Annotated in this window: 11 protein-coding genes; 4 read left to right on the forward strand and 7 right to left on the reverse strand. The window is 67.2% G+C overall.

Annotated features, from left to right (window positions below; all coding sequences use genetic code 11):
- Positions 1-23 precede the first annotated feature (23 nt).
- Entirely contained in the window at positions 24-896 is an 873-nt protein-coding gene (locus ACSFA7_RS26535) for a LysR family transcriptional regulator (RefSeq protein ID WP_435502105.1), read from the reverse strand.
- Between the two features lie 111 nt (positions 897-1,007).
- On the opposite strand from ACSFA7_RS26535, the gene ACSFA7_RS26540 reads away from it, so the two are divergent.
- From ACSFA7_RS26540 to ACSFA7_RS26550, 3 genes are all read left to right on the forward strand, one after another.
- A complete protein-coding gene (locus ACSFA7_RS26540) occupies positions 1,008-1,406 on the forward strand; it encodes a tautomerase family protein (protein ID WP_042582792.1) in 399 nt (132 codons plus the stop codon).
- Positions 1,407-1,446: 40 nt separating this feature from the next.
- The gene (locus ACSFA7_RS26545) at positions 1,447-2,820 is read left to right on the forward strand and encodes a tetratricopeptide repeat protein (RefSeq protein WP_435502106.1); all 1,374 of its coding nucleotides are present in this window, start codon (positions 1,447-1,449) and stop codon (positions 2,818-2,820) included.
- Positions 2,821-2,936: 116 nt separating this feature from the next.
- Positions 2,937-4,532: an N-acyl-D-amino-acid deacylase family protein gene (locus ACSFA7_RS26550; RefSeq protein ID WP_435502107.1), complete on the forward strand. Its 1,596-nt coding sequence runs from the start codon at positions 2,937-2,939 to the stop codon at positions 4,530-4,532.
- Positions 4,533-4,554: 22 nt separating this feature from the next.
- Here ACSFA7_RS26550 and ACSFA7_RS26555 read toward each other — a convergent pair whose 3' ends face one another.
- On the reverse strand, positions 4,555-5,250 hold the full coding sequence (locus ACSFA7_RS26555) for a histidine phosphatase family protein (RefSeq protein ID WP_435502108.1): 696 nt from the start codon (positions 5,248-5,250) through the stop codon (positions 4,555-4,557).
- A 31-nt stretch (positions 5,251-5,281) separates the two neighbouring features.
- On the reverse strand, positions 5,282-5,923 hold the full coding sequence (locus ACSFA7_RS26560) for a Yip1 family protein (protein ID WP_435502109.1): 642 nt from the start codon (positions 5,921-5,923) through the stop codon (positions 5,282-5,284).
- Positions 5,924-6,092: 169 nt separating this feature from the next.
- Here ACSFA7_RS26560 and ACSFA7_RS26565 point away from each other — a divergent pair, with 169 nt between their 5' ends.
- On the forward strand, positions 6,093-6,803 hold the full coding sequence (locus ACSFA7_RS26565) for an alpha/beta fold hydrolase (protein WP_435502110.1): 711 nt from the start codon (positions 6,093-6,095) through the stop codon (positions 6,801-6,803).
- 6 nt (positions 6,804-6,809) lie between these two features.
- On the opposite strand, the gene pcp is transcribed toward ACSFA7_RS26565, so the two are convergent.
- The 4 genes from pcp to ACSFA7_RS26585 all read right to left on the reverse strand — a co-directional run.
- Entirely contained in the window at positions 6,810-7,502 is a 693-nt protein-coding gene (pcp, locus tag ACSFA7_RS26570) for a pyroglutamyl-peptidase I (protein WP_435502111.1), read from the reverse strand.
- A 54-nt stretch (positions 7,503-7,556) separates the two neighbouring features.
- Positions 7,557-7,814 carry a hypothetical protein gene (locus ACSFA7_RS26575; protein ID WP_435502112.1) on the reverse strand — a complete coding sequence of 86 codons (258 nt, stop codon included), beginning with the start codon at positions 7,812-7,814 and terminating at the stop codon, positions 7,557-7,559.
- 17 nt (positions 7,815-7,831) lie between these two features.
- Positions 7,832-9,493, reverse strand: a complete 1,662-nt coding sequence (locus tag ACSFA7_RS26580; RefSeq protein WP_435502113.1) for a hypothetical protein — start codon at positions 9,491-9,493, stop codon at positions 7,832-7,834.
- Between the two features lie 150 nt (positions 9,494-9,643).
- Positions 9,644-9,896, reverse strand: a 253-nt coding sequence (locus ACSFA7_RS26585) for a TRAP transporter large permease subunit (RefSeq protein ID WP_435502114.1), incomplete at its 5' end; no start/stop codon positions are given.

The raw sequence follows: 9,896 nt of genomic DNA on the forward strand, positions 1-9,896 counted from the left end.
AATCCCGCGCCACCCGGGCCGCCTCACACCAAGTGGGTGGCCAGCATCTCGCGGGCCCGGGTCACGAAACCCGTCTCGCCCCGGCGCCCAGGCAGGAACTGGAACGCAACCTTGGGCAAGGCCGGCAGGCCGTGCGGCGGCGCCAGCCGGGTCACACCTTCGCACACCGCGGATTCGTTCAGGCACGCGACCCCCAGCCCCGCAGCCAGCGCCGACTGCAAGCCCGCCACGCCCGACGCGACGTGAGCGAGCACATACGGCACGCGCCGCCGCCGCAAAAGCGCCACGGTGAACTGATGCAACGAGCAGGTGTCCGGCAGCGCGAGCAGCCGCACCGGCTCGCCCCGCGCCACGCGCAGGCCGGTCGCGCCCAGCCATGCGAGCGATTCGCGCCGGATCAGCGAGGCCTTGGCGCCCTGTGCCGAGGATGACGACGACGCGCTCGCGATGTCCATCGCCAGGCCGACGTCGAAGTCACCGTGCGCATAGGCGGCCCGCAGCGCGTCGCTCTTCAGGATGGTCACGTTCAGGCGCACCTGCGGATAGCTTTCGCCCAGGCGCCCCAGCAGCTGCGTGAGATCGCCGGGGCGGAAGTAGTCGGTCACGGCGAGCCTCAGCTCGCCCTGCAGCGTTTCGCCGTGCAGGTCGCGAAACGCCTCGTCGCTGAGCGCGAGGATGCGCCGCGCATACGCCAGCAGCCGCGTGCCCGCCTCGGTGGGCGCGACGCCGGCCTTGCTGCGCGTGAGCAGCGACTGCCCTGCCCGCTCCTCGAGCTTGCGCATCTGCTCGCTGACGGACGACTGCGAGAGGAACACGCGGGGCGCGGCGGCCGTGAGGCTGCCCGCGTCGATCACCGCGGCCAGGGTGCGAAGTTGTTCGAGGTCGAAGGTCTGCATGGCGCTATCCATCCGTTGAACCGATGGATGCCATCATATCTTCCCGCTTTTCCGATGACCATCGGAATCCCACAATCACCCCATCGTTCATTCATTCCACAGGAGTCCACCATGCCCCACATCGTTGTCCACCTCTCCGGCGAACCCGACGCAGCCCTCACCCGAAAGACCGTCGACACCGTCGCCGAACTCACGCAGAGCGTGCTCGGCAAGCAACTGCCTGTGATCGCCATCACGGTGCAGTACATCGCCGCCGACGCCTGGTTCATCGGCGGCCAGACGCTGGCGTCGCTGGGCAAGTCGGCCTTTCACCTGGACATCAGCATCACCGACGAAACCAACACCAAGGCCGAGAAGGCGCGCTACCTGCGCGAGGTGCACGCCGCCATGGCGAAGATCCGGCCCGACCTGCACGAGGTGTCGTACATCCACGTGATCGATGCGCGCGGCGCCGCCTACGGCTACGGCGGAAAGACCCAGGAGTACCGGCACCAGCAGGCCGGGGTTTGAAGCCCTTCCCGGTGCCCCGGGGGCATGGCACCATGCCGCCATGCCCTCTGGAAATCCGCCAGTCGCCGACAGTCTCGGCAATCCGCTCACCCTCGACGACCCCGTCAGCCTCGCGCTGGTCGACGACTTCGTCATGGGCTTCATCTCGACCGAGGCGCGCGCCGTCAATCTCATCGCGCTGGGCGACACCGATGCGAGCCCCATCGTGCAGGCGTACTGCGCGACGCTGCACCTGTTCGCCGAATCGCGCGATGCCGTGGCGAATGCGCGGCCGTTCCTTGCGAAAGCCCGGGCCGGCGTCGCGCGTGCCACACCGCGCGAGCAGCGCTACATCGCCGCCATCGAGGCATGGGCCGATGGCGACATCGCCCGCGCCATTGCGCTGCACGCGGAGCAGGCGCGCGAATTTCCGCGCGACCTCGTCTCGGTCAAGCTCGGCCAGTACCACTGCTTCAACACCGGCGACTGCCCCGGCATGCTGCGGCTCGCGCTCGCGGTGCTGCCTTCCACCGCCGACGTGCCCTACGTGCACGGCATGGCGGCCTTCGGCTACGAGCAGTGCCACCTGATGCGCGAGGCTGAGGCCAGTGCGCGTCGGGCCATCGCCATGTGCCGCAAGGAGCCGTGGGCGCACCATGCGCTCGCGCACGTGATGCTCACCGAAGGCCGACTCGCCGAAGGGCTGGCGTTCATGGAGAGCGTGAGCGACACCTGGACCGGTCTGAACTCCTTTATGGTCACGCACAACTGGTGGCACGTGGCGCTGTTCCTGATCGACCTGGGCCGCGATGCCGAGGCGCTCGCGGTGTACGACGTGCATGCCTGGGGCGTGGTCAAGGACTACTCGCAGGACCAGATCGGCGCGGTCTCATTGCTCGCGCGGCTGGAGCTCGCAGGCATCGACGTGGGCAAACGCTGGGACGACGTGGCCGGCTACCTGCTGCAGCGGCAGGCCGACCATGTGCTGCCCTTTCTCGACCTGCAATACCTCTACGGTCTCGCGCGCGCCGGGCGGCCCGAGGCTGATGCGCTGCTGCGCAACATCGAGGCCTTCGCACCCGGCGCACCGCCTTCCACGCGTGCCGCATGGCAGCGCGTCTGCGTGCCGGCCGCGCACGGGCTCGTGGCCCATGCGCGTGGCGACTTCACGGGCGCCATCGACGGTCTGGGCGTCGCGTTGCCGCGCATGATCGAGATCGGTGGCAGCCATGCACAACGCGACCTGTTCGAACAGGTGTACCTCGATGCATTGGTGCGCACCGGCAGCGAGTCCACGCTCGCCGCGGCACAGGGAATCCTGCAGCAGCAGCTCAACGGCCAGCCCGAGTCGCTGAGGCTGCGGCGGCAGACGGGAGCCGTTTATGCACGGCTCGGCCTCGGGCAACTCGCCGCGAGCCTTCCCTTGCGCGGCTGATTGCGAAGGCCGCAGCCATGCCTTCCCGTCATGGGAGGTGGCGCAAAAGGAATTAGCGGCGGCGCGGATGCGACTCCTAAACTGGCCGCACCACTCCGACTCGATTCCTCTCCCCCATGCAGAAGTCCCTGGTCATGCTGGCCGTGCTCGCGGCCCTCGCTCCGCTCCCACCCGCACTTCACGCCGCCACCGACAGCCCTGTCGAACTCGACCTCCTGCTGCGCGGCGGCACCGTCTACACAGGCGATGCCGACACGCCGGTCGTGGGTGACGTCGGCATCGTGGGCGACCGCATCGTCTTCGCGGGCAAGGCTGCACCCGCGCAGTTCAGGGCGCGGCGCGTCATCGCTGCGAAGGGCATGGTCGTCGCACCGGGCTTCATCGATGCGCACACGCACGCCGACACCGACCTGCATTCCACCGATGCACACAAGCGCCTGAACATTCCGTTCCTCACGCAAGGCGTGACCACCGCGGTGATCGGCAACGACGGCTTCGGTGGCTTCGACATCGCGGCGCAGGCGCAGCGCCTGCGCGCCACGCCGGTGGGCACCAACGTCGCGATGTACGTGGGCTTCGGGCCGGTGCGCCTCGACCAGCTCGGCGAGGCCAACCGCGCGCCGACGCCCGCGCAGCTCGAGGCCATGAAGCAGCATGTGGGCCGCGCGATGTGCGAAGGCGCGCTGGGCCTGTCGACCGGCCTTTTCTATCCGCCGCAGAACTTCTCGAAGACCGAGGAGGTCATCGAACTCGCGAAGATCGCCGCCCGGCACGGGGGCCTCTACGACAGCCACATCCGCGACGAGTCGATGTACAACATCGGCCTGAAGGGTGCGATCGACGAGGTGATACGCATCGGCCACGAGGCGCACCTGCCGGTGCATGTGGCGCACATCAAGGCACTGGGCGTGGACGTGCAGGGTCAGAGCGGCGACATCATCCGCCGCATCGAGAAGGAACGCGCCGCGGGCCTGGACATCACGGCCGACCACTATCCCTGGACGGCTTCGAGCACGCGCTTCTCCGCCGCGCTGGTGCCGCCGTGGGCAGTCGACGGCGGCCGCGCGGCGATGCTGCAACGCTTCGACGATGCGGCCGTGCAGGAGCGTCTTCGCACCGGCATGCGCGAGAACCTGCGCCTGCGCGGCGGGCCGGACACCATCCTGTTTTCCGCCGGCAGCACCAAGTACGTCGGCAAGACGCTGGCCGACGTGGCCAAGGGCGCGAACGCCGATCCGGTGGACGCTGCCATCGCGGTGCTGCGCGACGGCGACCTGATGATCGCCTCGTTCAACCAGAGCGACGACGACGTGCGGACGTTCATGAAGCGGCCGTGGGTCATGACCTCTTCCGATTCGTCGCAGGGCCACCCGCGCGCCTACGGGACTTTCGCGCGCAAGTACGACCAGTACGTGGTGAAGGAGCGCACCATTTCGATGGGGCAGTTCATCCGCAGCAGCTCGTCCCTCACGGCCGACACGCTGGGCCTGCAGCAGCGCGGACACCTGCGGCCCGGCTACTACGCCGACGTGGTGGTGTTCGACCCGGCGCGCTATGCGGCGAAGGCCACGTACACACAGCCGACCCTGCTGTCGGAAGGCGTGGTCACGGTGCTGGTGAACGGCCAGCTCGCGGTCGATGGCGGAAAGCCCACGGGCGTGGGGGCCGGGGTGCCGCTGCTGCGCGTGCCGAAGGCGGGCAGCTGCGGCTGACGAGAGGTCGAGGCCGAGGGCCTCAGTCCTTGCTCTTGAGATGTCGCGTCTGGTCGTACGTCGGCTGCGGCGGCAGGTCGGCGAGGTGGCGCGTGTCGGCCCACTCGACGATCTCGATCGCATCCGGCGCCGCCGGGTCGGCGATGCGGATGCGGTTGAAACCCGCATTGGGAATATCGCTCTGGCGCGGTCCGCTCAGGCTCAGCCCCTTCGCGGTGCGCCACACCATGTCGAGCACGCCGCCATGGGTGACGACGATCAGGTGCTGTCCCTTGTGGGCGGTGGCAATCGTGCCGAGCGCCGCGACGATGCGCGCATGGAATTCGCGCGCCGTCTCGCCCTCGGGCATCGCGTGGTCTTCGCGGAATTCCAGCCACTCTTCCCACGCGCGTGGATGCAGGCTCTGGATCTCGTCGGAGCGCATGCCTTCGACGATGCCGAAGTACTGCTCCCGCAAGCCCGCCGAGGTGACCACCGGCAGCGACAGCTGCAGCGCCGCCGGGGCCGCCGTCTGCTGGGCGCGCATGAGGTCGCTGCTGATCAGCTGCTGCGCCGTCTCGCCCGCCAGGCGCAGGCCGATGCGTCTGGCCTGTTCATGGCCGATGTCGTTGAGCGGCACATCCGCATGCCCCTGGAAGCGCAACTCGCGGTTCCAGGCGGTTTCGCCGTGACGGATCAGGATGATGTCGGTGGTGGTGTCGGGTTTGGGCGTTGGCATTGCCGCCCATTTTCCACCGAGCGCGTGACGCTCAGGTTTTTGCGGCTGCCAGTTGTTGCACAGCCGCCACCGCCTCGCTTGCGAAGCCCATCCCGACGCGCGCCGGTGACGGCGTGAGCAGCGCCAGCACCCAGGCGATCACGAAGCCACCGACGATGGCGCAGATCACCACCACCGCGGTGTACGCAATGGCCTTGTCGGGCGGGCACTTCATCAGCACCGGCAGGCCCAGGTAGAGCAGATAGATGCCGTAGAGCGCAGCCACTGCACCCAGCACCGACAGCGAAGGCAGCAGGCTGAAGATGCCGCCGACGAAGCCCGCCGTGCTCGCATAGGCCGAGAGCTTGAGCGCGCTGATCTGGCTCTTGGTCCCCTCGAAGGTCGGCGCCATGGCATCGATGATGAGCGCCAGCACGAACACCATCACCAGCGACAGCACATAGCCCACCACCATGTTGGCAAGCCCCGCGACGATCGGCACGCGGAAGTTGACGCCGAACATCCCGAGGCCGACCACAGAGAGGCCGATGAAGCTCGCCACCGCCGGAATGAGCGCAAGGATCATCACGTAGTTCTTGTAGAGCGAAGCGGCATCGGCCGGCTCGGCGTCGATCACGGGCCAGGTGGCCCTGGGCTTGAGCAGGATGTCCTGCACGCGTTGAACCAGGTTCATTTGTTGTCCTCGACATGAAGCACGAATGCGCGCGCGGAGTGCATCGCGCAGCGCCGGAAAGTATGTCGATCAAGACCCGCAATGGCTGCTGGCCATGAAGCCTATGCCGCGACCTATGCCGCGACCTATACCGTTCTGCCGGCTTTCCGAGATCGCGCAAAATCGCCCCATGCCCCACCTTGTTCTGCTGCCCGGCCTCGCCTGCGACGAGCGCCTCTGGGAGGCCCAGCGGCCGGCCCTTCCCCCCGCCTTCGACGCCCGCGTGAGCGACGTTCAGACGCGCAACGACACCATCGAAGCCATGGCCGCGGCCGTGCTGCGCGAGCACGCGGGGCCGCTGGTGCTCTGCGGTGCCTCGATGGGCGGCATGGTCGCGATGGAAGCGGCCCGCCAGGCGCCCGAACGCATCGCCGGGCTCGCCCTGCTCGGCACCAGCGCGCGGCCCGAGACGCCCGAGATGTTCACGCTGCGCGAGGGCGCCGTCGAACTCTTCGAACGCGGCGAGGCCCGCGACGTGATCGAGGCGAATGTCTATTTCGCCTTCCATCCCACGCAGGCCGACGACCCGGTGCTGGTGCGGCGCTATCTCGACATCGTGCTGGGCGCCGGCACGGCCCAGCTCATCAGCCAGAACCGCGCGGTGATGCGACGCCCCGATGCGCGCACCCACCTGGTCTCGCTGCGCGCACCGGTGTTGCTGATGTGCGGCGACGACGACAAGCTCGCGCCGCCCGAGCACACGCGCGAGATGGCGGCACTGCTGCCGCAGGTCGAGGTGGTGTGGGTGCCGCAGTGCGGCCACATGCTGACGATGGAGAAGCCTGAATTCGTCAACGCGGCGTTGAACGCCTGGCTCGCGAAGACGTTTCCGTCTGCCTGAAAGGGCTCAGTGCAGCTGGCCGCCTGTCTCGGCCACGTCCTGCTTCACCGCGAGCGCGGTGGCGACCGCGATCCGCAGCGCCTCGGTCATCGTGGCGAGCGACATGCTCGGCGCACCCGGAAAGCGCGCCGCCTGCTCGGGCAGGTAGGGAATGTGGATGAAGCCACCCCGCAAGCCCGGCAAGCCGGGCACGGGATGCGTCGCGATGCGGTGCATCAGGCCATAGAAGATGTGGTTGCAGACGAAGGTGCCCGCGCTATTCGACACCGAAGACGGAATGCCGGCAGCGCGCAGGTCGCGCACGATGGCCTTGATCGGCAGCGTCGAGAAATACGCGGCGGGCGCGCCAGCCACCACCGGCAGGTCGATCGGCTGGTGACCCGCGTTGTCGGCGATGCGCCCGTCGTCGATGTTGATCGCGATGCGCTCGGGCGTGATCTCCGAGCGTCCGCCGGCCTGGCCGACGCAGAGCACCAGTTGCGGCTTCAGTTCGTCCATGGCGTTGGCCAGCGCCTCGATAGCGTCACCGAAGACACAGGGCATCTGGCGGGCATGCACGGTCGCACCGCCGATCTTCGCGCCATCGAGGGCGCGCACGGCCTCCCATGAGGGGTTGATGGCTTCGCGGTCGAAGGGGTCGAAGCCGGTGAGCAACACATGCAGCGGCGGGGAGGATCTGGGTGACTTCGAGGGGGTCATGGGCCCGAAGTTACCGCAGAAAAGCTTCCCGGCGGGTGCCGCTATTGGATGCCGCTATTTCTTGGGTGCCAGGTCGAGCGGGCTGGCGGGGAGGTCGCTGCGCCGCGTCTTCGGTTTTTCTTCGATCTTGCAGTCGCTGTCCTGGAACGGGCCGGACACCCGGTCCCAGTCGGAGTTGATGACCTGCTGGTAACACACGACCTTGCCGCTCTCCTTGTGCTTGAACAGGTAGAACCCGCCGACCGGTTGGGCCAGCGCGGTGTTGCAGGCGGCAACGCCACCGAGAATGAATATGAGGGTCGCGAATTTCATGGTCTTCCTTCTGGAAATCAAGGTGCGGGCGACGTTGCCAGGCTTTTCGCCAGCGCAAAAATCAGATTGCGTGACTGCGCGACGATCTTGTCGCGATTGGCCTCGAAGCCCGCACTGGTGACTCCGCTTGGCGTCTGCATGGTCGGCGTGTGGATATGGCCTGCCGGAATGGTGAGCCCAAAAATGTCGCGCATCAAGGTGTTGCGATAGGCACTGGCGTTGGAGAGATAGTTGCCTCCGCCGCCATTGAGTGCGCAGTTGGTTTCCAGGGGACTTGGCCTGGCAGCCGCCTGGGCGACGCCATACGCTTCGAAGTACTTTTGAAGCGCGGCCGGCTTGTCCGCCGCCGAGGCTGCATAGTAGGCGTCGAGGGCCGCCTTTTCGTTCGCCTTGGCCAGGTTGTAAGCCGCTTCCGTGTCCGAGGCTGCCTTGGTACATGGCGTGACGTCGTAGTCGTCATTCCGAGCCACGGCCCAACCGTCTCCTTCCAGGCCCGCTCCGGTTTTGGCATCGATGAGTTTCTGGAACGGCAAGGTTGCGACGACGAACTGCGGCGGTGCATCCTTGCGCCAAGGCGAAGGCGCATAGCCCAACCACCGCTGCGGTGGATTGATGTCGCACTCGAGCGTCGCAGGGAAACCTTCGCCTTCGCAGGGCGGATTCAAGTTGTCGTTGCCCTCGAAGTTCGCGAAGTGATAGCGCCCGTTGTAGTGCTCTAGGTCGAAACTGGAACGCCCTTGACTCATGGTGACGGACGCATCGACGCGCTTGCTGCCGGGCTTGAACCACGGCCCCAGCGTGTCCTCCTGCATGCCGGCAATGAAGGGTCCGTAGTTGACGGGCAGGATGAAGGTGTGGATCACCGCCGTGGTGCCATCGGCCAGCGCCACGGTATTGCCGTCCAGTGACAGGATGGTCGCCCCCGAAGGATTGCCCTTGAGCATCCCCAGTTGCCCGTCCTTGCCGGCGGCACCCAGCGTGAACGGATCGAAGCCGCTCACAAGAATGCGCTTGTACTGCGGCCCCTCGGGGAAATCGATGGCGTACTGGCCGCGGGAGGCGCGTTCGAACTCGTTCTGCAATGCGGCGCGCTGGTCGTCCGCGAGCGGGAAGTCGGGCTTCCATTGACGCAGTGCCAGCGTCATCATGAGGCGCGCCCAGTACAGCATGCGGTCGTCGCTCTTGGGCAGGGTGCCCTGCACGACGCGCCCCTGAACGCGGTCCAGCGCGGCCTGCCAGAGCTTCGCGCCCTCGCTCCTGAGCAGCGTCACCGCCTCGTCGTAGCTCGATGCGCCAGCCATGCCGTTGTTGCACAGCTTCGCGGCGAAATCGGGGCCAAACTTATCGAATCCGCTGGCCTGCAGAAGCTGCTGCGAGAAGCTCAGGGCGTCGCTGCTGGAGAGCTTGTTGGGCAGGCGCTGTTCCTCGTAGGACGCCGTCACGGTGCTGTCCATCGCGCACTTGGCCTGGATCGCGGGTGGCGGCGCGGGCGGCACAGACGGGGGCGGAGGCGGGGATGGGGGCGGCGCCGTGTTTGCCGAATTCGCCGCGGCGATGGCCGCGAGCGTGGCCGGGTCGACGCCGCCTCCGCCACCTCCGCCGCCACAGCCGGCGACGAAGGCTGCGACAACGGACGAAACGGCCAGGAGCCTGAAGGATGTTCGAGTCTTCTTTTCCATGATGTGTGACAGTCTTGGTTTGTGAGTTGCCTGCGCTCGAAAGCGCGGCGGCGAATGCCGGCAATGCGTGTCAAGTACGCGTGGTTCCTCCCCCGCAGGGTCGACATCGCTCCTGCAGCGGCGGGGCAAAGCGGAAGGGATGCGTCATGACTAGCGCTCCTTGCCCATCACCACGTCGGGCAGGATCGTCACGATGCTGGGGAAGAGCGTGATCAGCACGATGCACAGCACCAGGCAGAAGAAGAACGGAATCGCCGCCTTGGCGATCACGTTGCTGTCTTTGCCTGTCATGTTCTGCAGCACGAAGAGGTTGAAGCCCACCGGCGGCGTGACCTCGGCGATTTCCACCAGCAGCACGATGAAGATGCCGAACCAGATCAGGTCGAAGCCCGCCTTCTGGATC

It is taken from the genome of Variovorax trehalosi (assembly GCF_051216415.1).
Taxonomy (GTDB): domain Bacteria; phylum Pseudomonadota; class Gammaproteobacteria; order Burkholderiales; family Burkholderiaceae_C; genus Variovorax.

Excerpts from the sequence above, each read along its gene's own strand:
- pcp (WP_435502111.1), bottom strand. The coding sequence starts at position 7,502 with ATGACCCCCTCGAAGTCACCCAGATCCTCCCCGCCGCTGCATGTGTTG.
- ACSFA7_RS26555 (WP_435502108.1), bottom strand. The coding sequence starts at position 5,250 with ATGCCAACGCCCAAACCCGACACCACCACCGACATCATCCTGATCCGT.
- ACSFA7_RS26580 (WP_435502113.1), bottom strand. The coding sequence starts at position 9,493 with ATGGAAAAGAAGACTCGAACATCCTTCAGGCTCCTGGCCGTTTCGTCC.
- ACSFA7_RS26540 (WP_042582792.1), top strand. The coding sequence starts at position 1,008 with ATGCCCCACATCGTTGTCCACCTCTCCGGCGAACCCGACGCAGCCCTC.
- ACSFA7_RS26550 (WP_435502107.1), top strand. The coding sequence starts at position 2,937 with ATGCAGAAGTCCCTGGTCATGCTGGCCGTGCTCGCGGCCCTCGCTCCG.
- ACSFA7_RS26565 (WP_435502110.1), top strand. The coding sequence starts at position 6,093 with ATGCCCCACCTTGTTCTGCTGCCCGGCCTCGCCTGCGACGAGCGCCTC.
- ACSFA7_RS26560 (WP_435502109.1), bottom strand. The coding sequence starts at position 5,923 with ATGAACCTGGTTCAACGCGTGCAGGACATCCTGCTCAAGCCCAGGGCC.
- ACSFA7_RS26535 (WP_435502105.1), bottom strand. The coding sequence starts at position 896 with ATGCAGACCTTCGACCTCGAACAACTTCGCACCCTGGCCGCGGTGATC.
- ACSFA7_RS26575 (WP_435502112.1), bottom strand. The coding sequence starts at position 7,814 with ATGAAATTCGCGACCCTCATATTCATTCTCGGTGGCGTTGCCGCCTGC.
- ACSFA7_RS26545 (WP_435502106.1), top strand. The coding sequence starts at position 1,447 with ATGCCCTCTGGAAATCCGCCAGTCGCCGACAGTCTCGGCAATCCGCTC.